The following is a 25652-nucleotide window of genomic DNA, read 5'->3' on the forward strand; positions in this document are numbered from 1 at the left end:
AGGTGCCGATACGAAGGCGCGCGGCAGCACACCTCCGACTTCCGACTTCTGACTTCTGACTTCGGGTCTTCATTCCACGTTTTGCGCCTGTTCCCGGAATTTTTCCAGTTCGGCCTTGAGCACCACGACTTCTCGCGAGATCAAACTGTCATTGGCTTTGGCGCCGAGGGTGTTGATTTCGCGGTTCATCTCCTGCGAAAGAAAATCCAGCGTGCGGCCGACCGGCTCCCTGGACTTCAAGCAATCCTCAAACTGCTGAAAATGACTTTCCAGTCGCGTGATCTCCTCGGAAACGTCCGAGCGATCCGCGAAGTAAATCACCTCCTTGAGCAGTCGCTCGTCCTCCAGTCCCGGCACTTCGAGGCCGGCGTTCTTGATCCGCTCGCGCAATTGTTCCTGGTACCGCTTCGCGACCTCGGGCGCCTGTTTGCGCACCCGCGCCACCGATTGGCGGATCACCGCCATCCGCGATTTCAAATCGTGCGCCAGATGGGCGCCCTCCCGCTCGCGCATCTTCACCAGTCCCGTCAACGCCTTTTGCGTGGCCTTTTCCACGGCCGGCCAGAAGTCATCCGCGTCGGTCACCGGCTCGTCCGTTTGCAAGACGCCGGGCGCGCGCGCCAGCAGTTCCAAGGAGACAGGGTCAGTCAGTTTAAGACTCCTGGCCAGTTTACGAAACTCGCGCGCATACGCCCTGGCCAGGGCCGCGTTCAACCGGACTTTGCCGCCTGCTTTTTCATCTGCGGAATGAAGCGAAACCCGCACCGTCAACCGGCCGCGCGCAATGCCGCGATTGATTTCATCCCGCAACCGCGACTCCAACGGCTCCAACTCGCGCGGTAAATTCACGGAGATATCGCTCTGTCGGCGGTTCACCGAACTGAGTTCCACCGTGATTTTGAAGCCGTCCTGCGCGCACTCGCCGCGTCCGTAGCCAGTCATGGATTTCATGCGTGCGGCGACTATGCGAAAACGTCGCCGCACAAGCGAACTTTTTTTGGACGTTCACCTCCCGATCCAAGAAATCACTTGCACTTGAGGTGTGCCCTGTCGAATCTCTGACCACTGATTATGAAATCTCCGGCTGTGTGGGTGAATCTATTGATCGGGCCGTCCCTCTTGATGGCCGCCGGCGCAACCAATGAAGTGTCCGTCAGCCCCAAGGACCTGCCGCGCGTCCCGCCCACCGAAGCGACCAACGCCCTCAGGAATTTCCGGATCAAAGCGGGGTTTCGGCTGGAACTAGCGGCCGCCGAACCGCTCGTCGTCAGTCCCGTCGCCATGTCCTTCGATGAGAACGGGCGCTTGTTCGTCGTCGAAATGATTGATTACTCCGAGCGCCGGCCGGAGCAACTCGGGCGCATCCGGCTGCTCGAAGACACGAACGGCGACGGGCGTTTCGACAAGAGCACCGTGTTTGCCGACCATCTTCCCTGGCCGACGGCGGTGATTTGTTACGATGGCGGCGTGTTCGTCGGCGCCACGCCGGACATTCTTTTTCTGAAAGACACCGACGGCGACGGCGTGGCGGACGTTCGCCGTCAGGTGTTCACCGGTTTTGCCAGTGACTACGCGCCCTACGAAACCAACAAGCTCAACGTTCAGGCGATGCTCAACAGTTTCAACTGGGGACTCGACAATCGCATTCACGGCGCCACGAGCCTGAGCGGCGGCAAGGTCACGTCGGTGGAGAATCCGACCGCGCCCATCGATCTGCGCGGACGCGATTTTTCCTTTGATCCAAAAACGCTCACGCTGACCGCCGAAGCCGGCGGCGCGCAACACGGACTCAGCTTCGACGACACCGGTCGAAAATTCCTTTGCAGTAACAGCGATCACATTCAGACGTTGATGTACGATGATCGCTACGCCGCGCGCAATCCGTATTACGCCATGCCCGGTTCGCGCGTCAGCATCGCGGCGGACGGGCCGGCGGCCGAGGTTTATCGCATCAGTCCCGACGAACCGTGGCGCGTCATCCGCACGAAATGGCGCGTCACCGGGGTGGTGCCCGGCCTCATCGAAGGGGGCGGGCGGCCCTCCGGTTACTTTACTGCCGCGACCGGCACCACGATTTATCGCGGCAACGCCTGGCCGACGGAATACCTGGGCGACGCATTCATTGCCGACTGCGGCAGCAATCTGGCGCATCGCAAAAAACTTTACCCAGATGACGTCGGGTTGCTGGCGAAACGTCCGCCGGGCGAAGAGCGAGTGGAGTTCCTGGCCTCGACGGACAACTGGTTTCGCCCGGTGCAATTCGCCAACGCGCCCGATGGCAGCCTGTATGTCATCGACATGTATCGCGAAGTGATCGAACACCCGTGGTCGCTGCCCGAGCCGCTCAAGATACATCTCGACCTGAACAGCGGCAATGACCGGGGGCGCATCTACCGCATCGTGCCGTTGAATTTCAAGCAACCCAAACTCCCTCAACTCGGCAAGGCGACGACCACCCAACTCGTCGCCACGCTCGCGCATCCGAACGGCTGGCATCGCGACACTGCCGCGCGACTGTTGTATGAGCGGCAGGACAAGACCGCGGTGCCGCTGCTCACGCGGTTGCTCAATGACTCCAAGTTTCCGCTGGGCCGGATGCACGCGCTTCATGCGTTGGACGGTTTGCACGCATTGACCGAAGCGCACGTGTTGCGTGGATTGCGAGACGCCGACCCGCGCGTGCGCGAACACGCGGTGCTGCTGTCGGAGAAATTGATTTCCAACAACGGCGTCATCGCCGAAGCGATTTGGAACCAACTGCGCATGCTGACTGCCGACCCCGCGCTCCGCGTGCGCTATCAACTGGCCTTTACGCTCGGTGAATTCAAACACGCGGGCCGCGTTGCGGTGCTCGCGCAAGTCCTCCGGAGCGATCTGCCCAGTAAATGGATGCAGGCCGCGGTGATGAGTTCGCTCGCGGAGGGGACAGGAGAAATGTTCGTCACGCTGGCGTCAGACCCGGTTCTGCGCAACGCGCCGGTCGGCCAGGAATTTTTGAGTCAGTTGGCAACCGTCGTGGGCGCCAAGAATCAGCCGGAGGAAGTGAACGCAGTGTTGAATTTCATCGCCGGCCTGAACGAACAGCAGCCGCGCTTTACCTTCACGCGCGCGTTGGGGGACGGACTGCTACGCGGTCACAGTTCGTTAACCGCGGCGGATCGGCAGGGAAAACTGAAATCCCTTTACTCGGAAGCGGTGGTGGTGGCGGCGAACCTCCGCATTCCTGAGCCTTTGCGGCTGCAAGCCATCCGACTGCTGGGTTCGACGAGCTACAATGAAGTGGGTGACACGCTGATCCGCCTGCTGGATCCGATTCAATCCCAAGCCGTGCAATCGTCGGCACTCACCACCCTCACCAGTTTCTCGGACCCCCGAATCGGCCACACTCTGGCGCAGCGCTGGCCCAACCTGACGCCGGCGCTGCGCAATCAGGCGCTCACCGCGCTGTTGGCCCGGCCGGAACGTGTGCCAGCGCTGCTGACCGCCATTGAGCAGGGAACCATCCGGCCGGCCGATCTTTCGCCAAACCAAACAAAGTTCCTGAAATCTTATCGCGATCAATCGATTCAAAAACGTGCTGTTAAAATTCTCGCGGAACCACCCACCCGCGCACGCCAGGAAGTGGTGAACAATTTCATGCCGGCTCTGCAACTGAAGGGAAACGCGGCTGCCGGCAGGGAGATTTTTCTCGCCCGTTGCGCCACGTGTCACCGGTTGGAAGGCGCCGGCTTTGCACTGGGGCCTGACCTCACCAGCGTCAAATCCAGCGGCAAGGAAACCATGCTCATCAACATCCTGGACCCGAATCGTGAAGTGCTGCCGAATTACATCAGTTATGTCATCGAAACCAAGACCGGCGACAGTTTGATCGGCTTGATCGCCAACGAAACCGCCACAAGTGTCACGTTGAAGCAGGCCGGCGGTGTCGAGTCCGTGGTGCTGCGGTCCAACATTCAGTCGATTCAAAGCCAGGGCCAATCGACCATGCCGGAGGGGCTGGAAGCCGGCCTGACCGCGCAGGACCTCGCCAATTTGCTGGAATTCATTGCAACGGCCGGACCGTCCAAATAAACGTCCGCCATGGCTCGTTGCGCGGTCTGGAAGTTTTCCATTTCCCAAAGGCACATTCTCCGTCATCCTGCTGGCATGGGCAAACGACGTGAGGCACGGGAACGCGCCGTGCAATTTCTTTATCAGTACGACCAGAATCCGACCGACGATCTCGATGAGGCCCTCAATCTATTCTGGGATTCGCAGCGCAAATCGGCGCTCGCGGAGGACAAAGCCGACTCCACCTGGGGGCAACCGGTCGAGTTGGCGCCGCCGACTCCCGAGGAAGCTGCCCTGCGCCTCTTTGCTGAGCCGTTGATCCGCGGCGCGCTGGAGTATCGCGATGAACTGGACGAGCAGATCAAGAAACACGCGCTGAACTGGGACTTGCACCGCATCGCCGTGGTGGACCGCAACATCCTCCGCCTCGCCATTTACGAAATGCTGCATCGCGAGGACATCCCGCCCATCGTCAGCATCAACGAGGCGGTGGACATCGCCAAAAAATTCTCAACCCCGGACAGCGGCAAATTCGTCAACGGCATTTTGGACAAGATCAAAGGCGAGTTGATGCGTCCGGCGAGGATTGTCAAATGATGTTCGCCGACCTCCATCTGCACACGAATTTTTCCGATGGCACGTACACGCCGGAGGAACTGGCGGTGTATGGCCGGCAGCACGGATTGGCGGCCATGTCGTTGACCGACCACGACACCATTGAAGGTTGCGCCCGGATGGCGGCGGCCTGCCACGCCACCGGCATCGAGTTCATTTCGGGCGCCGAATTGACGGCCGAATTGAACCACATCGAACTTCACCTGCTCGGTTATTGCATCGACATTCACAATTCCAAATTGCTGACCGAAATTGCCCATTTCCAAATCGTCCGGCAAAACCGCATCCGCGAAATGGTGGCTCGGCTGAATCAACTCAACATTCCGTTGCAGGCGGATGCCGTGTTTGCGCTGGCCAATTGTAAAGCGCCGGGCCGGCCGCATGTCGCCCGCGCGCTGGTGCAGGCCGGGCTTTGCCCCAGCCTCGACGAAGCCTTCAACCGTTTTTTGAAAAAGGGCCGGCCCGCGTGGGTGCCCAAGTTCAAAATCTCCGCGTTGGACGCCATTACCCTGATTCACCAGGCGGGCGGCGTGGCGGTGCTGGCGCATCCGGGTTTGAACCGCTCGGACGACATCATTCCCGATCTCGTTGCGGCGGGCTTGGACGGCCTCGAATGTTTTCACAGCAGACATTCCACCACCACAGCGGAACATTACCTGATGTTGGCCGACGAACATCACCTCCTGGTCACCGGCGGTTCGGATTGTCACGGCATGAACAAAGGCAAACCGCTCATCGGCACGATCAAACTGCCTTACGAACATGTCGAAAAGCTCAAGACCACCGCGGCCTCAAGGCGCCATCACGAGCAACTGGCACTCGTAAATCGTAAATCGTAAATCGCAAATCCCCGCATGGGCCTCTTCTCCAAGTTCAAAGCCGGTCTCGCCAGGACCCATGGCAAACTGGCGCACGAAATCAAACGCATCGTCACGCGCTCGCCCAAACTTACCAGCGAATCGCTTGAAGAACTCGAACACGCTCTCATCGCTGCCGACCTCGGCATGGCCGTCACGCAACAGATCATCGCCGCCGTCAAGCAAGCCTACGAATCCCAGGGCACGACCGGCCACGACGTGTTCGCCATCGCGCGCGCGGAAGTGGAAAGGAATTTGTCCTCGAACAAACCCGATCTGCTGAAAGCTCCCAGCGGCCCGACCGTCGTCTCCATCGTCGGCGTCAACGGCACGGGTAAGACCACGACCTCCGCCAAGCTTGCACACTACATCCAGTCGCAGAAAAAGACCGCTCTGCTCGCCGCGTGCGACACCTTCCGCGCCGCCGCCATTGAGCAACTCAAACTCTGGGGCGCGCGCCTCAAAGTCGAAGTCATCGCCAGTGCGTATGGCGCGGACGCCGCGTCCGTGGCGCACGACGCCGTCACCGCCGCGCAGGCGCGCAAGGCCGATTACCTCTTCATTGACACTGCGGGCCGCCTGCACACCAAGCACAACCTCATGCAGGAACTGCTCAAGCTCCATCGCGTCATCGGCAAGCAACTGCCCGGCGCGCCGCACGAAGTCCTGCTCGTGCTCGACGGCAGCACCGGCATGAACGCGCTGAACCAGGCGCGCGAATTCAACAAAGCCGTCCCGCTCACCGGCCTCATCGTGACCAAGCTCGACGGCACGAGCAAAGGCGGCATGGTGGTGGCGATCCAGAAGGAACTCGGCCTGCCCATCAAATTCATCGGCCTCGGCGAGCAACCGGACGATTTGCAACCCTTCGACGCGAAACAATTCGCGCAGGCGTTGTTTGAGGAATAAAAGCTCTTTCGCTGACGCCTAATTTCGGTTACTTTGCCACCATGAACGCAGTCCTTGAAAACCCGGATAAAGTCTGGACGTATGAGGACTATTTGAGCCTCGACGATGGCGTCTATTTTGAAATCATCAACGGCAAGGCCCTTATGTCTCCCTCACCCGAACTTTTCCACCAACGCTGGGCGCGCAAAATCTTTCTGGCTGTGGAACGCCATGTCGAAGCTCGGAAGCTGGGCGAAGTTTTTTTTGCGCCGATTGATGTGGTTCTGGATGAGAAGAACGTCGTTCAGCCCGACCTCATTTTTATCTCCAACGCCAACGCCCGCATTTTGGAACGTCGCGGTGTCATGGGCGCGCCCGATCTGGTAGTGGAAATCATTTCTCCGACAAGCCTGCGCCGCGATCGTTATGACAAACGCGAACTCTATGCCCGCTTCAGCGTGAAGGAGTTCTGGCTGGCCGATGTCGCCAACCGATCCATCGAAATCCTTTCGCTTCAGAAGAGCGGCTACCAATTGCTCTCTGGCGCCACGAATGAAGGGAAAATCCGCTCCGAAGTTTTTCCCGGATTTGAACTCGACCTCGCATCGTTGGTTTGAACCATGCTCAGCAGCGCGGGCTCGGCGAGCAACCGGACGATTTGCAGCCTTTCGGCGCGAAACGGTTTGTGGAGACGGTGTTCGAGGAATAAACTGAAAACAGATATATGTCCTGCATGTTCACAGTTTGTGGAACGAAGTTTGATCCAGACGCATTTCTCAAGCGTTCCAAGCTCAAACCCCATGTTGTTTGGCATAAGGGCGAGCCGGTGTTTCCGAGAACCAAACCGAAGGGAAGGAAGCTTCCCGCTTCGGGAATCAAATATGAAGCAAGCCGCAAAGGTTTTGGCAATCTGACGGGACAGATCAAAGATGCGTTGCACTTTCTGCAAAAGTGGCACCGCGAGGTATTGAAGCTCGCTCGTTATCCGGGGGTCGAGGAGGCTTACCTGGACTTCGGAATTTGGAGGCGGGACGTGGTGGGTCAGGTTGATAGTTTTCCACCCGAACTCGTTCAATCTGCTGGACGCGCTGGTGTCGGCATTGTCCTTTCTGTTTATGCCGTTTCGCCACCTCGAGGTTTGAAGCGCATCTTCAAATCGAAAGTCTGGAGTAAGAACCAAAAGCGATGACGCATTACGAATGTAATCCGCGTTTACAGAAGTTGATCCGCGGTTGATTCTCATTCTGGCCGGCAGCCCTTTCCGTTTGGGCCTCTCCACCCGCCATCGTCTTTTGGCTTTGGCGTGACACGCGTCAGCGGCTACGATACGTGGCGATGTCTGACGCCCAATTCATGCGCCTCGCTCTCCGGCTCGCTCGGCGCGGTTACGGCACGACTACGCCGAATCCGGTGGTGGGTGCCCCTTTCGCGGTTTCTTTCACGCTCGTAACCAATTCATTTTCTGGCTATTGACCCGCGCCCATGAAAATTCGGTGGACGCCGCCGGATTCTCCTGACAACTCCGAAGGATTGCATTACGTCGCTTGCTCCTTTAGTTTCACGCCATGAAACAGGTCGAGCTGAAAGCGGACACAGCCTGGCGTAAATCGCGCCTGGCCGCGCGCCTGCTCATCCGCAAGGAATCCCGCCCGCTCCGCCCACGCGAGCAAGCACTGGCACGCCAACTCAGTCAGGATTTCGAAGTGACCAACCGGCTCATTCAACAGGCGCTTTATTTCCTGGGCATCGGCCCGCGCAAACATGCCTTCGATCAAAAATTGGTGGGCAGGCGAAATTGACTGGGCCACGCCGGCGGGACAGTTACTCCAGAAATTTCTGGTCGCGCTGCCCACGAATCGGCCATTTCATTTCACCATCTATGGTTCGGCGCCGCTGCAACTCACCGTGGATCGCCAGTTGTTGAGCGGCGATGTGGATTTGTTTTCCGACGACGATGAGGATTTGTCGGCCTTCATCGCGGCAGCCAAACTGGATAAGACGCAAGGCGGTTTTTACCTCGAACCGGGTTTCGAACTGAGCTTCCGCACCAGCCCGCGCTGGCGTCAGCGCGCGGCCAAGGTTCAACGCGGAAACGTAACCCTTACCATTCCCCACCCGTTGGACATTCTCATCGGCAAACTGGATCGCCTCGACGCCAAGGATCTGAAAGCGTTCGAGCGAGTCGTCCAACTCACAGGGCATCCCACGGCGGACGAATTCAAACGCGAACTCCAGAATGCGCTGGATTTGTTCCGTCCCGCCTTTGACGAGGATTCGCCAAATCGTTACCCGGAAAACACACGGCGGCTGTGGCGCGAAATCTTCCATGCCGAGATTGATGTCCGACGCGATATCATTGAGCCGGCCAACGCGCGGAGAAAACAAGGCTACGGCGAACTGCCGCCGGATTACAAAAAGGTTCTTGGCCAATGACCTGGCTGAGTTCGACCGATCTCGCCGACAAGGACGTGGGTTTCATGCGCCTCGCCCTCCGGCTCGCCCGACGCGGTTACGGCACGACTTCGCCGAATCCAATGGTGGGCGCGGTGCTGGTGAAGGGCGGCAAAATCATCGGACGCGGCTGGCATCGGCGCGCGGGTTTACCCCACGCGGAGATCGAGGCGCTTTGCGACGCGCACAAGGGCGGCCACAATCCCTGCGGCGCGACGCTTTTCGTGACGCTCGAACCCTGTTGCACGCACGGGCGCACGCCGCCTTGCACGGACGCGATCATCGCAGCAGGCCTCAAGCGCGTGATCGTTGGGGCGACTGATCCGAATCCGAAGCACGCCGGAAAGGGTATCAAGATTTTGCGACGCGCGGGGATCGAAGTGAACCAAATTGGTCAAACCCACCCCCGCCCCCTCCAAGGGAGAGGATCATTTGGTCGCCCGCGCCCGGCTAGTTCCCCTCTTGGAAGGGGTAAGGGGTGGGTTCACGCGAACAATCCAGCAAGACGTATCGCCGGCGAGTGCGCGAAGCTCAACGAGTCATTCAATCATTGGATTGTCCGTCGCACACCATTCGTCACGGTGAAGGCCGCAATGACGCTGGACGGAAAAATCGCGACGGCCAGCGGCGAATCAAAATGGATAACCGGTCCGCAAGCACGCGCTTACGGAATTAAGTTGCGGCAAGGGAGCGACGCGATTCTGGTCGGCATCAACACGATTCTGGCGGATGACCCTAGCTTGACGGCGCGGACGAGGAAAAACATTCAACATTCAAAATCCAACATCCAACGCCCAAGATTGCGCCGCATCGTTCTGGATTCGCTGGCGCGCACGCCGCTGAACGCAAAGGTTGTGAGGGACGAAGACGCCGCGTTGACAACGATTGTGGTGAGCAAACACGCGCCGAAAAGTCGTGTGGCGGCGTTGAGAAAGCATGTGAACGTCATCATCGCGCCGACCAAAAAATCGCAAATCGCAAATCGCAAATCGCAAATCAATTTGCGCTGGCTGCTGAAGAAACTTGGTTCAGAAAACGTGACGAGCCTGCTGGTCGAAGGTGGTGGCGAGGTGAACGCATCGTTCCTGCTCGGCGGTTTCGCGCAACGCGTCGCGTTTTTCTATGCGCCAAAAATTCTGAGCGGTCGCGATTCACGCAAGGCGGTGGCGGGAGCGGGTGTGGAGCGACTCGCGGACGGGATTCAACTCAGCGCTGTGGAGTGGCGGCGACTGGGACCGGATTTGTTGTTGACCGCGCGGGTTGGAGTTCAAGCTTGAGCTTGTTTTCCAGAGCGGCTTCAACAAACTCAGACCAGCCGAAGCTTGAACTCCAACGGCCATGTTCACAGGAATCATTGAAGAAACGGGCGTTGTCGAACGCATCACGAAGACTGCGAAGGCGATTGAATTGACGTTGCGCGCGCAACGTTGCGGGCGCGGCTTGAAAGCGGGCGACAGTCTGGCCGTCAACGGTTGTTGTCTCACGGTGGCGAGGATCAAATCGCGCGGTCGTTCCAAAATCGTGCAACTGGATTTGCTTCAGGAAACCTGGCAACGAACGAATCTGCGTTTTGCCCACGTCGATTCGCTGATCAATCTGGAACGCCCGCTGCCCGTCAATGGGCGTTTGGGCGGGCACTTCGTCACCGGTCACATTGATGGGGCTGGAGAAATCATTCGCTGGGAGCGTGCCGGGCGGGACCACGTTCTGGACATCGCCGCGCCACCAGACGTGATGCGCTACATCGTGTTCAAAGGCTCGATTGCGGTGGATGGCATCAGTCTGACCGTGGCGGCGGTGCGGAAGAAAAGTTTTCGCATCTGGATCATCCCGCACACTTACGAAGTCACGGCATTGCGGGAACGGAAAGTGGGCGATGCGGTAAACTTGGAAGCGGACATCCTGGGCAAATATGTCCGGCAGTTTCTCAAGGCCGGGAAGCCGGCTTGAATTGCGGCTCGCTTTCCTTGCTCATCGACGCGGGCGCAATCTCGCGCACGCGGCTCGCTGGAATGTAAACATCTTTGCCGGCCCCATCCTTGAAATGGTAACTACCGTGCTCCAAACGCGGTTTGGTGGCAGTCGTGATGATGCTGCCATTGGCGAGCTTGAGGTTGTAGTGCCGGGCGCAACCCGTCAGCAACGCGGCGCAAAGGGCGCCGATGGATAGAAGGCGATTCTTCATCAACGGGCAACCGGGTGAGTTCACCAATGTCGTTTTGGTGCGCCTGGCAGGATTTAAGCCGGCGTCCCGAACCGTTCGCGAATTGCTCATGACGGAGACTTAAATGACACAAGTTGCTCCTGCATTCAACCTTCGAGTGAAACTCTTCTCATCCATCAGCAGGCCGCAGGTTCGCACGGAGTGGCAAAGAAAAGCACGAAGCCCACGAACGATGGGGCGAGAATCCCAGCGATCAGAAATTCAACCGAAGATGAACCCGAATGGTCCCGGATTCATCTGCCGCCAAGGAACGTTTCCTGAATCAAACTCTCCACGGAGATCATCGCGGCTTGCAATTCAGCGCGCTTCGAATTCAGCTCCGGATCAGCAGCGACCTCCGCTGAGAGCGCCAGCGCCTCCACGCAGCGCTCCTTCAAGGGCAGATAATCATCGCGCTGCCCCAACTCGACGACCAGTTCCTTGACGCGATCGATCCGCTGCAACGCCTCCGCAATCTTCGCTTTGGCCCGGTCCACCCCGACCTCGCCGCGCTTGACCTCCTGCAGCAACCGACACTCAAAAATCCGGCAACAATCCGGGCGATGCGGGTAAATGCTGCAGCGCTTACCCTTCAGCGCGCGACAGGGCTGCAACAACAGTCCGCCTTCTTTCTCGTCAACGTCTTCAATCTCCAACCCCATGACTTCCAGCCCCGAGGCTTCGTCAGTACCGGCCAGCTCGACATCGGCAAACAACGACCCGTCGCAACAAAGCCCGCACCGGGTGCACAGTTTGTCGGTCAGGCTCGGCTTCATGCAGGGAAGATCAAAACGCCGACAGTAATGTCCATACCCGGCCAATTGGCAAGCACGGCGGGAGGGGAGAAGCATCGTGCGACACGCCCAGCTAGGAGGACCAAGGCAAACCGCAGAACATTCAACAGCGAGCGCGGGCCGATGGCCTACGGCGGACCAATGTTGATCGTGATGGTATTTGTCCCGCTAAAGGCGCCATAAGTGACGCCGAGGAGGACGGTGTAGTTGCCGTTGTTCGTGTAAGTGTGCTGCTGTTGAACCGGCGCTCCGATCTGCTCGGAGCTGGCGGTCGTGCCGTCGCCGAATGACCACCAGTAAGTGTATTTTTGCGTGCCCAACAACTGAATCTCCGCCAACTGGACGGCGACGGCGGTGAGCGGGTTGGCGACGGAGTCAATGCGCAGGCGGTAGATGTTGTAAGCAGCGGGGTTGGCGACAGGGAAAGCCCGGGCTTGATAACGATCCGTGAAGGCCTGATTGATTTGTGTATCCAGAGTAATCCAGGTCGCCCCGCCATTTGTAGAGCCGAGTAATGCCCAGGTGGCCGGATCGCGTTCAGGCGCGTCGTTGGCCGACATGATCGTGTAATGGGTCACCACACGGTCCAAGTCGCCGGGGTATTGATATTGGATCCAACTGGCGCGGGTGGCGGGGTTGTCATTGGCAAAGTCCAGCCATTTGGCCGGGGTGTTGTCGAAGGCATTGGCGGCCAACTCATAATTTCCGTTGAGGCCGTTGTTTTCTCCCGCAGCCGTCACGGTGCCGAGGTGATCATCAGTGGTGTCGAAGGGAACCGGGGCGGGGGTTCCGCCGCTCGCCTGCGCAGTGAATTGAACGGTAACAGGCGCGCCGCTGGCGTTGGTGGGTGTGGCCGACAGGCTGACTGCCAGTGGCGGCAATGGCGGCGATGGTGAAATAGGAATGGTAGCGGTATTGGGCCGCTCGCCGCTGAGAATTTTTGAGCCTTCGGCGGCCAGACGCAGATACCAATCGGCGGGCAGCCCGTCGTAAGTTACGAAATATGCCTGAGTCGGTGGTGTGTTGCTCACCTTGAAAATGGCGGTGCCTTCATCCACTTCGTCGAACATAGCCACGTAGGCCATGTCGAGGCCGAGGTCTGCGGCGGCATGGAATTGTTTCCAAAGGAACTCGCCACCGAGTCGGGGAATCAGGGACGAGCCGGGCGGCTGTTGCTGCAAATTATCCCAACTGAACCCCGGATAAATGACGGGCAGATAAAGCATTCCCGCGTTCGAGGCTTCCGGCAAATCCTGCGACCAGTAAGCGGTCGAAGCGTATTTGTTCGTGCCGTCAATGGAAACATTTCCCACGTTCCAAGGACTGTACACGTCGAAGCGCCGGAAAACGTTCGACCAGCCGGGTGCCGTTTCCGTCCGCCACCACCACGGGCCGCCGCCCACGAGCGTGACGCCGTAGGTCGGGTCGTTCTTGAAAAAATCGATGATCTGATGGGCGAGGTTGGTGGAGAATCGTTCGGGGAAAAAGCCCCAGATCATCAGGACGGGTTTGCTATCGTGATGGAGGTAGCGCGGGTCTTGCGTAATGTGCAGGTTGTCCACGAGCCAGACCCAGTCGTTGGTCAGCCGGCTGAAAAGACTGTTGGTGGACTGCCCACTCATGTCGTAAGTGATGGAAAATGTTCGTCCCGTGCGGTTGGCAGCTTTGCGCGCGTGGTCCAGCACGTTGGTTGGATGGCTTGCAACCCCAACCACAAATCGTTGCACAAAGACTCCGTCGATGCCGTAATCCAGCATCCAATCAAAATGCCGATCCACGGTCTGCTGGTCCTGCGAACTGAACAAGTACGCCTGGCTGCCATCAGGATATGTGAAGCCGGGGGCGGGATATTGGTTGGTGTATTCGCTCATGTCGGGCCACATCTCGAAAGTCAGAGTGTCGGATGCGATGGTGCTTGAGGAACGACTCCAATGAGTCCATTGACTGCCGCCGTCACCGGGACAGCGAAACCAGCCCTGGTAGCCGCAGAGGATTTTTTTATGGAGAGTGGTGGCGTCCACCGTTTGATTCAAACGAAAGAACTTCGCGCCGGTCATAATGGGGGTCGCGTACGGGTTTGGGGCGTTGGTAATCGTGATCCAAGGCCCGGAGATTTGAGCTGCCCATTCCAAAGCACCCCGACTGTCCCAACTGATGACCAGACTGCCATTGGTCTGTAGCGAGTGGGTCACCGCGGCGGCGGCGTGCAAGTTCACCGCACTGATGAGAACAAGAATGGTGGTCCGGGCGATTAGATTGATCATCCGCTGCTTTTTCATCTGAGTTCAGTATAGCAGCCGAGGGAGGAAGTGCCGACAGTAACCGCACGCAGTGCTCACCAGGCTCCGCGATGGCCTCCATCCAGGGTGTACGTCCAGTACTTTTCGTACATCCGCTGAATTGGTTTCCAGGTCACTGAGCCATCAACATAGCCGACATTGCCCCCGACCGCTCCCGCCTGTCGTGCGGTCGTGGGTTGGACGATTGGGTACTGGTAAATGCGACCATTGCGTTTCACGGCGCCGCCCTTTCCGTGCGGTGCGATGACCCAGTTGTAGCCGCCCACTCCGTTGGCCGCCCAACTGTTTAGATCAGAAAAGAGCACCAGTTGTTGAGCTTCAGCCAGGGCGTTGCTGTTAATGAGGCTGGAGGCGTCGGTGAGTTTGATTACCGATTGCCAGCCGGCCGCTTTGGGCATGATACGGCCCCCATGATAATGGTAACCGATATAGTACCCGGTGCCGGTTTGATAGCGGCCATTGGGTGTGTCCGTAATACCCGGCAGGGAGAGAGGATAAACATTGGGACAATCAAAGACTTTGTCACCATAGGTGTTGCTGATCGACTGGTACATCACCGACGAAATGCTCATCAGAAACGAATCGCCGCCATTGCGAATGCCATCAAAGACCCGGTCGTTGTTGTCGAGGGCATAGACGTGCGTGGCGATGCCGAGTTGCCGCAGATTGCTGACGCAGTTCCCTCGCTTGGCTTTCTCCTTCGCGGCGCTCAACGCGGGAAGGAGCAGACCGGCCAGGATCGCAATGATGGCGATGACCACCAGGAGTTCAATGAGGGTAAAGCCGCCGGTGGAAACTATCGGTCGATCTGATAGAAATTTGCCTTTCAAAGCTGAGCGCGTAACAGAGAATTGATTCGCGTCGGTGGTCATGTTGTGAGCCTGCGTCTGAGCATTTTCAGCGTCAAGTGGCGTTTCACGCGCAATCGCCACCTCGTAACTGAGATTTTTCGCACCGCGTTTTTTTCTGACCAGACCGCTTGCGCGGATTGCCCCTTCTCTCGCCAAGGCTATGGAGGGCTGGGCCGGAAGCGATCCTTGACAAGGACCCTTAAGTAGATCGTGATGAGGCATGGCCGAGCGACACTGTTGTCCGGCGGGATTTTTCCACGGCGACGACTGGTTTTCAAATTCTGAAAGGGCTTCCGCTGAATGAGAGGGCGATTTTACCGACTCATTCGCGATCTTCACTTGTACCTGGGGCTGTTCAGCAGCCCATTCGTGCTCGTCTTTGCCATCAGCGTGTTTTTTCTGGTCCACTCCTGGCTGCCAAAGATCGGTTCAGAAACTTCCAACACACGGGTTGTGTCCGGCTTGCCGCTTCCAGGAGACTTGCAGACACTTTCGGGCCGACCGCTCATTGATGCGCTTAAGGCGACGCTTGAAAAAGCGGATGTCCACGGTGAGGTCGGATTCATCCGGCACATGGTCAAAGAGGAGAAGCTGATCATACCCGTAACAATTCCCGGACGCGAAACGATCGTGACCATCAACATCGCCAGCCGTGAGGCAACCATCGTGACCCGTGAGACCGGTCTGGCCGATGCCCTGGTGACGCTCCACAAATTTCCGGGTCAACACCTGGTCAATATCCGGATGAACTGGTTCTTTACGAAGGCGTGGCGTTGGATGGCGGACGCCACGGTGTACCTGATCCTGTTTATCTCGGTCAGCGGGATTTATCTCTGGTATGTGCTGCGCGCGGAACGCAAGGTGGGATTGCTCCTGCTTTTCGCGGGGGCGTTATCGTTTTTTGGAATGGCCTATGCCCTCAGCCACTGAACCAACCAGCAAATCGCCGCGAGCCTCTCGATTACGGGCCGGATTCGAGCGCTGGAATCGCAAGCTGCATTTCTACGCGGGATTGTTTTTGCTCTTCTTCCTGTGGCTGTTTGCCTTCAGCGGCCTGCTCCTGAACCATCCGACCTGGAGCTTTGCGGAATCCTGGACGAACCGCAAAGAGACGAATTACGAACGCGCGATTACTGCTCCCGGGCCGGAAGTGAAGGGTAACCTCGGACAGGCGCGCGAGATTCTGAGACAACTCGGAATCGAGGGTGAGATTCTGTGGACAACCACGAGGACGAACGCCAATCAGTTCGATTTTCAAGCCAGGCGCCCGGGCCATTTCTTTTTTCTCAAAGCCGATCTGGCGCAGCGGCGCGTCACCGTGCGGCATAGTGTTGTGAACTTGTGGGGAGTGATCAAAGTGCTCCACACATTCACGGGCGTTCAAATGGATGATGCGCGCCAAAGCCGTGACTGGGCGCTCACGTTCTTGTGGGCCTTTTCGATGGATGGCGTTGCAGCGGGCATGATCTTCATGGTTCTAAGCAGTTTGTATATGTGGTGGGAGCTTCCGCAGAAACGCCATCTTGGGGCCGTTGTGCTTGGCCTCGGATCGCTAAGTTGCGGCCTGTTTTGCCTCGGTCTCCGCTGGCTTTTTTGACGCCGCCCACGGCAGTCCTCCTCATAAGAAACCAGACTTGACCGGGCGCATCGGCATCCGAGGGATTGACCTTCGCGCCGATGTTCTCGGCTTCGGGACGGTTGAGCAGGTATTTTACGAAGGCTCGGGAGGAGACAAGTTGATGGTTGGCAGATTCCTGTGCGGGAATGAATGCACCTCTCAGTTTTCTGAGTAATTATGGTGCGCTTAGCAGGACTTGAACCTGCACGGGTTGCCCCACTACCACCTCAAAGTAGCGTGTCTGCCAATTCCACCATAAGCGCGACCCTGCATAATCAAGCAGGTCACCGCACAATTCGCAAGGCATTTTGTTTTCCGAGGTTGATGTTGAGATAAGTGTCAGTTAAGGTCATTCAATTTATGACGTTGACAGAGAAAATATTGGCGCGCGCCGCCGGCAAAACCCGCGTCGAGGCGGGCGACAACATCTGGGTGAAGGCGGACATTCTGATGACGCACGATGTTTGCGGGCCGGGCACGATCGGTGTGTTCAAGCGCGAGTTTGGCAAGACCGCCAGGGTTTGGGACAAAAACAAAATCGTCATCATCCCCGACCACTACATTTTCACCGCGGATTCCAAGTCGAACCGCAACGTGGACATCCTCCGCGACTTCTCGAAGGAGCAAGGCCTGCCGTATTTTTACGATGTGATTGACGACCCAAACGGCCACTGGGTCTTCGATGCTGCGAAGGGCAACCTGAAGCGGCAATACGGGGCGCACTACGCCGGCGTCTGCCACACGGCGTTGCCCCAGAAAGGCCACACGCGGCCCGGCGAGATTTTGTTCGGCACCGACTCGCACACCTGCATGGCCGGCGCGTTCAATGAGTTCGCCACGGGCATCGGCAACACGGACGCCGGTTTCGTGATGGGCACGGGCAAGCTGCTGTTGAAGGTGCCGGAGACGATGCACTTTCGCCTCGAAGGAAAATTGCAACCCGGCGTGATGGCCAAGGATGTAATTCTGCATTGCATCGGCGAGATTGGTTTCGACGGCGCGACTTATCGCGCGATGCAGTTCGACGGCCCGGGCGCGGCTGGCCTTTTGATGGACGACCGCATGACCATCGCGAACATGGCCATTGAAGCCGGCGGCAAGAACGGCATCTTCGAGTTTGATGAGAAAACGAAAGCGGCGGTGGATCGTCGGTGCAAAGCAAACGGCACTAAGTCCAGTTATCAACCGGTCGAACGGGATCGCGATGAAAAGTTTGTTTATGAACTGACGGTTGATCTCTCGAAACTCGAGCCGACCGTGGCCTGTCATCCGGATCCCGGTCAGCGCAAACTCGCGCGCGAATTGGGGCACGTGAAACTGGACCGCGCTTACATCGGCTCGTGCACCGGCGGCAAGACGAGCGATTTTCTTGAGTTCGCCCAGGTGCTGCGCGGCAAGCGGGTGGCGATTGATACGTTCGGCGTGCCGGCGACCCCGGAAATCGTCCATGATCTGCAGACCGCGACGTGGGACGGGAAGACCGTTTGGCAAATTCTTTTGGACGCCGGTGTCCAAATGACGGAGAACGCCGGTTGCGCTGCGTGCCTTGGTGGGCCGGTGGACACTTTTGGGCGGATGAACTCGCCGATGAAATGCATCAGTGCGACGAACCGGAATTTCCCGGGCCGCATGGGACACAAGGAGTCACAGGTCTTCCTCGCGTCACCAGTCACGGTGGCCGCCAGCGCCCTCACAGGGAAGATCACCGACCCGCGTGAGTATTTGGAAATTGAGAAGTGAATGGCCAGCGAGGAGAAATTGCTTGAGCGACTGCGGGATTTTCAGCGCGATCGAAGCTGGCATTTCGAGGAGCTTTGTCGATTGTTGCAACGGCTTGGCTTTGAGATGCGGATTTCAGGAAGCCATCATTTTTTTCGCCGAGTCGGTTTGCGGGAGATAATAAATTTGCAACCGCAGTCGGGTCGTGCGAAGCCTTATCAGGTGCGGCAGGTGCGGAAAGTGTTGCAGACAAACGGACTGTTATGAACACGAAATACGAGATCGTGGTTTATTGGAGTGAGGAAGATGGCTGTTTTCTGGCCGAAGTACCGGAACTGCCGAAACTCATTACCGATGGAGCGACGCGAGTCGAGGCACTGTGCAATGCGGAAGCCATGATTGACGCTTACCTGCAAACTGCGCGTGAAGCCGGTTGGTCTGTTCCTGAGCCTTCTGGACGCATGGCGTTCGCTTGACTTTGGCCGTGAGCACGCTGGCAGGGAGGCTTGTTAAGCCGCGCGAGTAGTGGGGGAATTAACCACACCCGATTCTTGTGAAAAGATACTGCTGTGTCACGACGTCTAAATTGGTCGGTTCAATTTGCGAACAACATCCTGACAGGTTCGATTGCCCAGACGCTCTCATTCATCACGCCGAGAGCACGGGAGAATACGGCATTATCATCCACGATGGTGGAACTTCGATTCTGACGATTTCATTTTGTCCGTGGTGTGGAAATCGTTTGGGATGCAGAGCCAGTTCGTCTGGGAAGCGAAAAATTGGCGTTTGAGAAAGTCAATTTTCGCTTCGCAAGATTCGCACCGGCAAACAAATCGTGAATGGCGTGCCTCCACAGAAGGAACAAAAATCTTGGTGCGCGACTCCCGAACTCATAGTCTGCTCATTGCATGGACCGGGAAAAAATGGATCGTTGGTGCGAGCGCGGCATTCTGGGATTGGTGTTGGCCATCCTGATCTTTGGCCCGCTGGCCACCGGAGCCGTGCGCACCCTGGAGTTGCTCGTCATCCAAGGATTGACGCTCGGCGTGATTGTGCTTTGGGGCGCGCGCTTGTGGCTGAGCCAGCGGATGAAGTTGCTCTGGCCGCCGATTTGTTGGGCGGTTTTAGTGTTCGTGGGTTATGCGATAGTTCGTTACCAGTTGGCGGACATTGAATACGTGGCGCGGCAGGAGTTGATCAAGATTTTGATCTACGCGTTCCTGTTTTTTGCCATCCTCAACAATCTGCACGGCCGGGAGCCGGCCCAGATCATCTCGGTGACACTCATTTTTTTGGGCATGGGGATTTCCTTTTATGCGCTGTACCAATTCCTGACCGGTTCAACTCGCGTGTGGCATTTCATCAGTCCGTACGCGGGACGCGGCATGGGCACGTTCATTTCGCCAAACAACCTGGCCGGTTTTCTTGAAATGCTTTTGCCGCTGGGACTGGCCTACACGTTGACCGGACGGCTCAATCATTTGACCAAGGTTTTTGTGGGTTACGCGACGCTGGCACTGGCGGCGGGCATTGGCGTTTCAATCTCGCGTGGCAGTTGGGTGGCCACGGCGCTGGTGTTGATGATTTTCTGCTGCGTGCTGCTGCTGCGCCGCAGCCATCGCATTCAAGCCGCAGTCGTGCTGACGGTGTTGGTCGTTGGCACAGCAGTCTTTCTCACGAAAGGCGAGCGCGGCCAGGAGCGCCTGAAGCGCACGTTTTCGCAAGGCAAAGTGAGTGACACGCGCTTCGAACTCTGGGCGCCGACCGTCCAGATGTGGCAGGACAATTTCTGGTGGGGCGTCGGGCCGGGACATTTTGATTACCGCTTCCGCGCTTACCGTCCGCAGTCGATCCAGTTGCGCCCTGACCATTCGCATAACGATTATTTGAACACGCTGGCGGACTGGGGAGTCGTCGGCACGGTGATTGTATCGGCGGCGTGGCTGTTGCTCTACTGGGGGGTTTTTAAGACGTGGAGATATGTCGGCGGCGCGGTAAACGATTTTGGGGCGAGGCAGAGCAGTCGCTTCGCATTTGTTTTGGGGGCGTCGCTGGGCTTGCTCGCCATGCTGTTGCATTCGGTTGTGGATTTCAACATACACATTCCGGCCAATGCGATTCTGGCCATTGCGCTGATGGCGTTGCTCACCGGTCATCTGCGTTTCACCACGGAGCGATACTGGGTCACCAGCGGCTGGCCGGGAAAGTTGCTGGCCACAATGGTCTTGTTGGGAGGCATTCTTTATCTGGGGCAACAAGGTTGGCGGCGCGCCAATGAATATGTCTGGCTCAACCGGGGCGAAGTCGCGCCGAGTGATTCAACGGCGCAGATCGCAGCCATGGAAAAGGCGTTTGCGATTGAGCCGATGAATTTCGAAACTGCGTTCGTCATTGGTAAAGCGCTTCGGGAGCAAAGTTTCCTAGCCAACAGTAATTTCCGGGAACTCGCCCAGAAGGCGATGGACTGGTACGAGCGCGCCCAGAATTTGAATCCTTACGATGGCTACAACTACCTGGGTTACGGCATGTGTCTCGATTGGCTTGAACGCCATTCGGAGTCGAAGCCTTATTTTGAGCGGGCTTATCAGCTTGATCCCAACGGCTATTTCACATTGGCCTACATCGGCAGGCACTATGTGGAGATGGGACAATACGCGGCGGCGAAACCGTGGTTTGAAAGATCTCTCCGATTACAATGGAAGGACAACCCGATTGCCGAGAACTACCTGGCCATCGCCAATGAACGACTGGCCGAAGCGGCTTCCCGCCAGGATGGCGTCCTGTTGCCCGGCCTCCGCCCTGCCGTCCAGCCCCCTTAGAATCCTGCGAGAAAACCTGGAATATTAGTTTGACAAGCAGGCGTGGAACACTAAAATTCGCTTAAGTAAGAATTGATGACCCAATAAACACAGGAGATTCTATGAAACTTTTGAGGAACTGTGCCAACAAACTGGTTGCCGGCAGCGTTGCGTTATTTGTGCTGGCGTGGGCGGCTGAACTCTCCGCCGCACCTGGAAAACAAGGATCAGGTCAGGGATCGGCCACGGTCAGTGGCGTCAAAGGTGCGACCCGATACAGCACCGATAACGGCCGGACCTGGCATCCGGTCAAAGTAGGATTGATCCTCAAGGCGCCAGCCCTCATCCAGACCGCGGCCAATTCACACGTGGACCTTGTGTTGGGAGAACGTGAAGTTACCGGCCATGAACCGACCATTGGAAATCTGGTTTTCACTCCGGGAACGGGAGAAGACGCCAACGTTTTGCGCATCACCCCGGACAGTATTTTGTCCATCGACAAATTGATGGTTGAGGAAACTGGTGCCGACGTGGTGTCCGATACGCAATTGGACCTGCGCGCGGGCCGGATCATGGGGAATGTGAAAAAATTGTCCGCGGCGTCTCGATATGAAGTCAAGTTCCCAACTGGCGTGGCCTGCATTCGCGGCACCATCTACACGATTGACAAGAATGGATTGACCCGTGTTCTAACGGGATCGGTAGTGGTTTCTTACCTTAAGGACGGAGTCGTGCAGACTCAGGTCGTCATGGCTGGCTATCAGTTTGACCCGGCCACCGGTTTAGTGACCCCCATTCCTGAGTTCGACAAGAAAGAAATGGTCAGAGAGTTCAGGGAATTAGGCGGGAAACCAAATGTCCCGCCCACGACCTTCACGGTGGATAACACCATCTATTACGTTTCACCCACTACAGGTCACAACGGCGTCGGCATTGGTCCGCCCCCGGGCGGCGTTGGGAAAGCCAATTAATTGGCCCCGGTTCATTTTCAAAGCCAGCGCGACCTTGTGTTGCTCTGGTTTTTTTGTTTAGTTGCCGGCAGTGAAGTTGAAAACCAACAAACTGGCACCTCTGCTCATCGCCATGGGCGTCATGGGGTTGGTTTGTCTGGTGCAGGCGTTGCGCCCCGCCTTCTTTGAACGGCTTGAGTGGATGACCTATGATTGGCGGGTGCGCGAGGCGGTCAACTTTTCACCCACTGCGGCCACCAACCTGGGGTTTGTTTATATCAATGACAAAAGCATCGAAGCAGTTCACAGCGGCGAGTTGGGTTTTCATTTCGGCTTGTATTGGCCCCGCCTGGTTTACGGGCAACTGGTGCGGGAGTTGGCAGCTCAAGGGGCCAAAGCGGTAGCCTTCGACGTGATCTTTGGCGAACTGCGCGCGGATCACCCCGATGTGCCGGTAGCGGACAAATCACTCCTCGCCATCGACAGGTTGTTTGGCCAGCCGCTCAACCGATTTGAGGATAAGACGCTTCTGCCCTCTGACGTCTTTTTTGCCTGGCAAATGCAGAAGGCCGGCAATGTCATCATCGCCGACACAAAAAATGTCGCGCCTCACGAATTGTTTCGCACGAATGCCATGGCCATTGGGGACATCGACGCCGATAAAGATACCGATGGCGTTTTGCGCCGGGCGCGGGCCTTCAAGCTGCGGTGGCATCCCGTATTTCAAGCCGCCGCGAGCCAGTTGGGGATTGATCTGGGGAAGTCTCGCATCGAAAACAAACGCATACTTTTGCGGGCACCGGATGGCCAGGACACGAGCATCCCACTCGATGGCGACGGCAACTTCGATCTTGCGGATTTTGTGGGCGACAAAATTCCCAAAGGCTGGCCGCGCCACGACAAGCCGTTCCAACACATCTGGCACATGGGCATCGTCGTGGCCGCGCAGGAACTGAAACTGGACTTGTCCAGGGCCGAGGTGGATTGGGGACACGGCCGGATCGTTTTACGCGGCGCCGACGGCGTGCAGCGGGTCATCCCGGTTGACCGTAACGGCTACTTTTACATCGACTGGAGCTTGCGGCGGACCGATGCGCGACTGACCGATCAAAATATCAAGGACGTTCTAAAGCAAGATCATGACCGGCTGGCCGACAAGGCAGCCGACCTCAAGAATCTTTGGCAAAACAAATTGGTGATCGTCGGATCAACGGCGACCGGCAACGACCTGGCCGATTTGGGCGCCACACCACTCGACAAGGAAACCAATTTGATGAGCAAACACTGGAACATCGCGAACTCCGTGATCATGGGTCGGTTCATTCAACGCAGCTCACTCCCAATGGAGTTGCTGTTGATCATCGTTGCGGGAGCAATCGTCGCCATCCTGACGTGGAGGTTGCGCTCGTTCACGGCGTTCCTGGCGGTCATGGCTTTGGCGACGGGGTACGTGGCGCTGGCCTTCTATCTTTACGTGCAGCAGCGCTACTGGCTGCCGCTGGTTCTGCCCGTCGGCTGCGCCATGCTGATGCAATACCTCTGCCTCGTCACTTACCGGGCCATTTTCGAGCAGGACGAAAAGCGCCGTCTCAAATCCATTTTTGCCAGACTCGTCTCGCCCGACGTCTTCGACGAATTGGTGAAGACCGAAAAACTCTCCCTGGTCGGCGCGCGACGGGAAATCACTGTTTTCTTCACCGACGTTCGGGGCTTCACGGAGTTGACGGATACGAACCGGGAAAAGGCCGCGCAGTATATCCGCGAACACAAGCTCACCGGCGAAGCCGCCGAAGCGTGTTTCGATCAACAGGCGCAGGAGACCTTGAACGCCGTCAACCTTTATCTGGGCACGATTGCCGACATGGTGATAAAACATAACGGCACGCTCGACAAATACATCGGCGATTGCGTGATGGCATTTTGGGGAGCGCCCATTCCCAGCCGCACCCATGCGGTCGCGTGTGTGCGTGCCGCCATTGACGCCCAACGCGCCGTTCAGGAGTTGAATCAACAGCGCAGTGTACAAAACCAGCGCCGCAGCGAGGAGAATGTGTCACGCGCCGCCGCGGGCCAGCCGCTGTTGCCACTGCTGCCAATTCTGGAAGTCGGTAGCGGGATCAACACCGGCGTCGCCACGGCGGGTCTCATGGGCCTGGACGTGCACTTGAATTACACGGTGTTTGGTCGCGAAGTGAATCTGGCCAGCCGACTGGAGAATATTTCGGGACGCGCGCACATCATCATCGGAGAAGCCACGTATGCCGCCATTTCGAAGGACGACCCCAAGCTGGCCGCCTCGTGCGTGGCCCTGCCGCCAGTAAACGTCAAAGGCATCCGCAACGCCGTAAACATTTACGAAGTTCCGTGGCAGCCGATTAATCCGATGCCGGTCGCAAGCGACAAGAACACTCCAGCTCAGTCTGCCGATCTCCCCGAGGTCAACCCGGCCGCAACAACGCGGGCTTGAAGAATTTTCAGGCTTGAAAGGCGCGCGACTTGAGCCGCCGCCCTAATGGCGGAATTTTTGAGTGGGAATCCGCAAGCAGTCGGCTAAACTGAATTCCATGCGCATCGTGGTTTATCCTGGCAGCTTTGATCCTCTCACCAACGGTCATTTGGACGTGATCCAACGGGCGGCCAAGTTGTTTGACCGGGTCATTGTCGCGGTGGCGCAGAACGAAAGCAAAAGTCCGCTGTTCAATCTGAAAGAACGGGTGAGACTGGTGAAAAGCTCGATTCAACATCTTGCGAATGTGGAAGCTGATTCGTTTTCCACGTTGCTGGTGGATTATGTGGAGCGGCGGACCGGCCACGCCATCATTCGCGGGCTGCGCGCGGTGTCGGACTTTGAATTTGAATTTCAACTGGCGCTGATGAACCGTAAATTAAACGAGCGCGTGGAAACCATCTTCATGATGCCCAAAGACACTTACACCTTTCTCAGTTCGCGCATCGTGAAAGAGATCGCGCGGTTGGGCGGCGATGTGAGCGCGTTCGTGCCGGGGCCGGTGCAGGCCGCCCTCATCAAAAAACTGGCCAAGGCGACCCGCTAATCCTTTAATTTATGAGGTTATGCCATTGCTTGTTAATCTGCATCATGTCGAAGCGAACAACCTGCGGTTGGTGGGCGAACTGGCGGTCAAGGAACTGGAGCTGGAGCAGGTGGATGAGTTGATCCACGCGGGTCAGCCGCTGCAGTACGACCTGGAAACGCAAAAACTCGCCGATGCCATTCTCGTGCAAGGCCGATTGCAGATCACGTTGGATTGCGAGTGCGTTCGCTGTTTGAAATCTTTTAAATACAACCTGGAGTTGAACCACTGGGCCCGCCATCTGCCTCTGAAGGGAGAGGACAAGGTGCTGGTCGCCAGCGATTGCGTGGACTTGACGCCCTATGTGCGGGAAGATATTCTCCTTGAGTTGCCGCGCCATCCGTTGTGTAAACCTGAATGCAGCGGATTGCTGAGAAAAGCAACGAACCAAAAGAAAAAAAACGGTGGCCGTGCGACGGAAGAGGTTTCGTCCGCGTGGGCTGAGTTAAACAAACTGAAATTGTAG

General features: G+C 57.5%; 25 protein-coding genes, 1 tRNA gene and 1 pseudogene. 21 read left to right on the plus strand and 6 right to left on the minus strand.

The features are described 5' to 3' along the window. Positions 1 to 69 precede the first annotated feature (69 nt). Entirely contained in the window at positions 70 to 942 is an 873-nt protein-coding gene (locus HY298_17910; GenBank protein MBI3852137.1) for a YicC family protein, read from the minus strand. Between the two features lie 129 nt (positions 943 to 1071). Between HY298_17910 and HY298_17915 the strand changes: the two genes are divergently transcribed. The 11 genes and pseudogenes from HY298_17915 (at position 1072) to HY298_17965 (ending at position 10811) form a co-directional block, all read left to right on the plus strand. Beyond that, positions 1072 to 4071, plus strand: coding sequence for a c-type cytochrome (locus HY298_17915; GenBank protein ID MBI3852138.1), 3000 nt, complete (start codon positions 1072 to 1074; stop codon positions 4069 to 4071). Between the two features lie 75 nt (positions 4072 to 4146). Then, a complete protein-coding gene (gene nusB, locus HY298_17920) occupies positions 4147 to 4647 on the plus strand; it encodes a transcription antitermination factor NusB (GenBank protein MBI3852139.1) in 501 nt (166 codons plus the stop codon). Further along, entirely contained in the window at positions 4647 to 5504 is an 858-nt protein-coding gene (locus tag HY298_17925; protein MBI3852140.1) for a PHP domain-containing protein, read from the plus strand. The genes nusB and HY298_17925 overlap by 1 nt, the downstream gene beginning before the upstream one ends. Positions 5505 to 5519: 15 nt before the next feature. Further along, a complete protein-coding gene (gene ftsY, locus HY298_17930) occupies positions 5520 to 6431 on the plus strand; it encodes a signal recognition particle-docking protein FtsY (GenBank protein MBI3852141.1) in 912 nt (303 codons plus the stop codon). 41 nt (positions 6432 to 6472) lie between these two features. Beyond that, the gene (locus HY298_17935) at positions 6473 to 7027 is read left to right on the plus strand and encodes a Uma2 family endonuclease (protein MBI3852142.1); all 555 of its coding nucleotides are present in this window, start codon (positions 6473 to 6475) and stop codon (positions 7025 to 7027) included. Positions 7028 to 7143: 116 nt separating this feature from the next. Further along, on the plus strand, positions 7144 to 7599 hold the full coding sequence (locus HY298_17940; GenBank protein ID MBI3852143.1) for a hypothetical protein: 456 nt from the start codon (positions 7144 to 7146) through the stop codon (positions 7597 to 7599). 376 nt (positions 7600 to 7975) lie between these two features. Further along, complete coding sequence (locus tag HY298_17945) at positions 7976 to 8209, plus strand: hypothetical protein (GenBank protein ID MBI3852144.1); 234 nt, start codon at positions 7976 to 7978, stop codon at positions 8207 to 8209. Beyond that, positions 8172 to 8843, plus strand: coding sequence for a hypothetical protein (locus HY298_17950; protein MBI3852145.1), 672 nt, complete (start codon positions 8172 to 8174; stop codon positions 8841 to 8843). Before HY298_17945 ends, HY298_17950 begins: the two co-directional genes overlap by 38 nt. A 44-nt stretch (positions 8844 to 8887) precedes the next feature. Then, positions 8888 to 9250 (plus strand): annotated as a pseudogene (ribD, locus tag HY298_17955) (bifunctional diaminohydroxyphosphoribosylaminopyrimidine deaminase/5-amino-6-(5-phosphoribosylamino)uracil reductase RibD). A 204-nt stretch (positions 9251 to 9454) separates the two neighbouring features. Beyond that, the gene (locus HY298_17960; GenBank protein MBI3852146.1) at positions 9455 to 10138 is read left to right on the plus strand and encodes a dihydrofolate reductase family protein; all 684 of its coding nucleotides are present in this window, start codon (positions 9455 to 9457) and stop codon (positions 10136 to 10138) included. A 61-nt stretch (positions 10139 to 10199) separates the two neighbouring features. Beyond that, positions 10200 to 10811, plus strand: coding sequence for a riboflavin synthase (locus HY298_17965; protein ID MBI3852147.1), 612 nt, complete (start codon positions 10200 to 10202; stop codon positions 10809 to 10811). Here the strand turns inward: HY298_17965 and HY298_17970 are convergent. The 4 genes from HY298_17970 to HY298_17985 form a co-directional block, all read right to left on the minus strand. Next, positions 10789 to 11136: a YgdI/YgdR family lipoprotein gene (locus HY298_17970; protein MBI3852148.1), complete on the minus strand. Its 348-nt coding sequence runs from the start codon at positions 11134 to 11136 to the stop codon at positions 10789 to 10791. The two genes, HY298_17965 and HY298_17970, sit on opposite strands and share 23 nt — an antisense overlap. Positions 11137 to 11318: 182 nt before the next feature. Next, positions 11319 to 11840 carry a YkgJ family cysteine cluster protein gene (locus HY298_17975; protein MBI3852149.1) on the minus strand — a complete coding sequence of 174 codons (522 nt, stop codon included), beginning with the start codon at positions 11838 to 11840 and terminating at the stop codon, positions 11319 to 11321. A 146-nt stretch (positions 11841 to 11986) separates the two neighbouring features. Beyond that, complete coding sequence (locus HY298_17980) at positions 11987 to 14137, minus strand: hypothetical protein (GenBank protein MBI3852150.1); 2151 nt, start codon at positions 14135 to 14137, stop codon at positions 11987 to 11989. Positions 14138 to 14193: 56 nt separating this feature from the next. After that, positions 14194 to 15030 carry a type II secretion system protein gene (locus HY298_17985; protein ID MBI3852151.1) on the minus strand — a complete coding sequence of 279 codons (837 nt, stop codon included), beginning with the start codon at positions 15028 to 15030 and terminating at the stop codon, positions 14194 to 14196. 279 nt (positions 15031 to 15309) lie between these two features. Between HY298_17985 and HY298_17990 the strand changes: the two genes are divergently transcribed. Both HY298_17990 and HY298_17995 read left to right on the plus strand, forming a co-directional pair. Beyond that, on the plus strand, positions 15310 to 15939 hold the full coding sequence (locus HY298_17990) for a PepSY-associated TM helix domain-containing protein (protein MBI3852152.1): 630 nt from the start codon (positions 15310 to 15312) through the stop codon (positions 15937 to 15939). Further along, complete coding sequence (locus HY298_17995; GenBank protein ID MBI3852153.1) at positions 15923 to 16606, plus strand: hypothetical protein; 684 nt, start codon at positions 15923 to 15925, stop codon at positions 16604 to 16606. The genes HY298_17990 and HY298_17995 overlap by 17 nt, the downstream gene beginning before the upstream one ends. 199 nt (positions 16607 to 16805) lie before the next feature. On the opposite strand, the gene HY298_18000 is transcribed toward HY298_17995, so the two are convergent. Then, positions 16806 to 16890, minus strand: a tRNA-Leu gene (locus HY298_18000). A gap of 97 nt (positions 16891 to 16987) precedes the next feature. Here HY298_18000 and HY298_18005 point away from each other — a divergent pair. The 8 genes from HY298_18005 to HY298_18040 all read left to right on the plus strand — a co-directional run bounded on the left by HY298_18005 (position 16988) and on the right by HY298_18040 (position 25652). Beyond that, positions 16988 to 18367, plus strand: coding sequence for a 3-isopropylmalate dehydratase (locus tag HY298_18005; protein MBI3852154.1), 1380 nt, complete (start codon positions 16988 to 16990; stop codon positions 18365 to 18367). After that, positions 18368 to 18613: a type II toxin-antitoxin system HicA family toxin gene (locus HY298_18010; protein ID MBI3852155.1), complete on the plus strand. Its 246-nt coding sequence runs from the start codon at positions 18368 to 18370 to the stop codon at positions 18611 to 18613. It begins immediately after the preceding gene. Next, entirely contained in the window at positions 18610 to 18822 is a 213-nt protein-coding gene (locus tag HY298_18015; GenBank protein ID MBI3852156.1) for a type II toxin-antitoxin system HicB family antitoxin, read from the plus strand. The genes HY298_18010 and HY298_18015 overlap by 4 nt, the downstream gene beginning before the upstream one ends. Positions 18823 to 19254: 432 nt before the next feature. Then, entirely contained in the window at positions 19255 to 21165 is a 1911-nt protein-coding gene (locus HY298_18020) for an O-antigen ligase family protein (protein ID MBI3852157.1), read from the plus strand. A gap of 101 nt (positions 21166 to 21266) precedes the next feature. Continuing rightward, a complete protein-coding gene (locus HY298_18025; GenBank protein ID MBI3852158.1) occupies positions 21267 to 22115 on the plus strand; it encodes a FecR domain-containing protein in 849 nt (282 codons plus the stop codon). Positions 22116 to 22185: 70 nt separating this feature from the next. Continuing rightward, positions 22186 to 24561, plus strand: a complete 2376-nt coding sequence (locus HY298_18030) for an adenylate/guanylate cyclase domain-containing protein (GenBank protein ID MBI3852159.1) — start codon at positions 22186 to 22188, stop codon at positions 24559 to 24561. 97 nt (positions 24562 to 24658) lie between these two features. Then, positions 24659 to 25147, plus strand: a complete 489-nt coding sequence (gene coaD, locus HY298_18035) for a pantetheine-phosphate adenylyltransferase (protein MBI3852160.1) — start codon at positions 24659 to 24661, stop codon at positions 25145 to 25147. Positions 25148 to 25166: 19 nt separating this feature from the next. Continuing rightward, positions 25167 to 25652, plus strand: coding sequence for a DUF177 domain-containing protein (locus HY298_18040; GenBank protein MBI3852161.1), 486 nt, complete (start codon positions 25167 to 25169; stop codon positions 25650 to 25652).

The sequence above is a fragment of the Verrucomicrobiota bacterium genome, from assembly GCA_016200005.1.
GTDB lineage: Bacteria > Verrucomicrobiota > Verrucomicrobiia > Limisphaerales > PALSA-1396 > PALSA-1396.

Coding starts and splice junctions, on each gene's coding strand:
- HY298_18005 (MBI3852154.1), top strand. CDS start 16,988: ATGACGTTGACAGAGAAAATATTGGCGCGCGCCGCCGGCAAAACCCGC.
- HY298_17980 (MBI3852150.1), bottom strand. CDS start 14,137: ATGAAAAAGCAGCGGATGATCAATCTAATCGCCCGGACCACCATTCTT.
- nusB (MBI3852139.1), top strand. CDS start 4,147: ATGGGCAAACGACGTGAGGCACGGGAACGCGCCGTGCAATTTCTTTAT.
- HY298_18040 (MBI3852161.1), top strand. CDS start 25,167: ATGCCATTGCTTGTTAATCTGCATCATGTCGAAGCGAACAACCTGCGG.
- coaD (MBI3852160.1), top strand. CDS start 24,659: ATGCGCATCGTGGTTTATCCTGGCAGCTTTGATCCTCTCACCAACGGT.
- HY298_17940 (MBI3852143.1), top strand. CDS start 7,144: ATGTTCACAGTTTGTGGAACGAAGTTTGATCCAGACGCATTTCTCAAG.
- HY298_17935 (MBI3852142.1), top strand. CDS start 6,473: ATGAACGCAGTCCTTGAAAACCCGGATAAAGTCTGGACGTATGAGGAC.
- HY298_17925 (MBI3852140.1), top strand. CDS start 4,647: ATGTTCGCCGACCTCCATCTGCACACGAATTTTTCCGATGGCACGTAC.
- HY298_17915 (MBI3852138.1), top strand. CDS start 1,072: ATGAAATCTCCGGCTGTGTGGGTGAATCTATTGATCGGGCCGTCCCTC.
- HY298_17985 (MBI3852151.1), bottom strand. CDS start 15,030: ATGACCACCGACGCGAATCAATTCTCTGTTACGCGCTCAGCTTTGAAA.
- HY298_17910 (MBI3852137.1), bottom strand. CDS start 942: ATGACTGGCTACGGACGCGGCGAGTGCGCGCAGGACGGCTTCAAAATC.
- HY298_17950 (MBI3852145.1), top strand. CDS start 8,172: ATGCCTTCGATCAAAAATTGGTGGGCAGGCGAAATTGACTGGGCCACG.
- HY298_17975 (MBI3852149.1), bottom strand. CDS start 11,840: ATGAAGCCGAGCCTGACCGACAAACTGTGCACCCGGTGCGGGCTTTGT.
- HY298_18020 (MBI3852157.1), top strand. CDS start 19,255: ATGGACCGGGAAAAAATGGATCGTTGGTGCGAGCGCGGCATTCTGGGA.
- HY298_18010 (MBI3852155.1), top strand. CDS start 18,368: ATGGCCAGCGAGGAGAAATTGCTTGAGCGACTGCGGGATTTTCAGCGC.
- HY298_18015 (MBI3852156.1), top strand. CDS start 18,610: ATGAACACGAAATACGAGATCGTGGTTTATTGGAGTGAGGAAGATGGC.
- HY298_18025 (MBI3852158.1), top strand. CDS start 21,267: ATGAAACTTTTGAGGAACTGTGCCAACAAACTGGTTGCCGGCAGCGTT.
- HY298_17945 (MBI3852144.1), top strand. CDS start 7,976: ATGAAACAGGTCGAGCTGAAAGCGGACACAGCCTGGCGTAAATCGCGC.
- HY298_17970 (MBI3852148.1), bottom strand. CDS start 11,136: ATGAGCAATTCGCGAACGGTTCGGGACGCCGGCTTAAATCCTGCCAGG.
- HY298_17990 (MBI3852152.1), top strand. CDS start 15,310: ATGAGAGGGCGATTTTACCGACTCATTCGCGATCTTCACTTGTACCTG.
- HY298_17965 (MBI3852147.1), top strand. CDS start 10,200: ATGTTCACAGGAATCATTGAAGAAACGGGCGTTGTCGAACGCATCACG.
- HY298_17960 (MBI3852146.1), top strand. CDS start 9,455: ATGACGCTGGACGGAAAAATCGCGACGGCCAGCGGCGAATCAAAATGG.
- ftsY (MBI3852141.1), top strand. CDS start 5,520: ATGGGCCTCTTCTCCAAGTTCAAAGCCGGTCTCGCCAGGACCCATGGC.
- HY298_17995 (MBI3852153.1), top strand. CDS start 15,923: ATGCCCTCAGCCACTGAACCAACCAGCAAATCGCCGCGAGCCTCTCGA.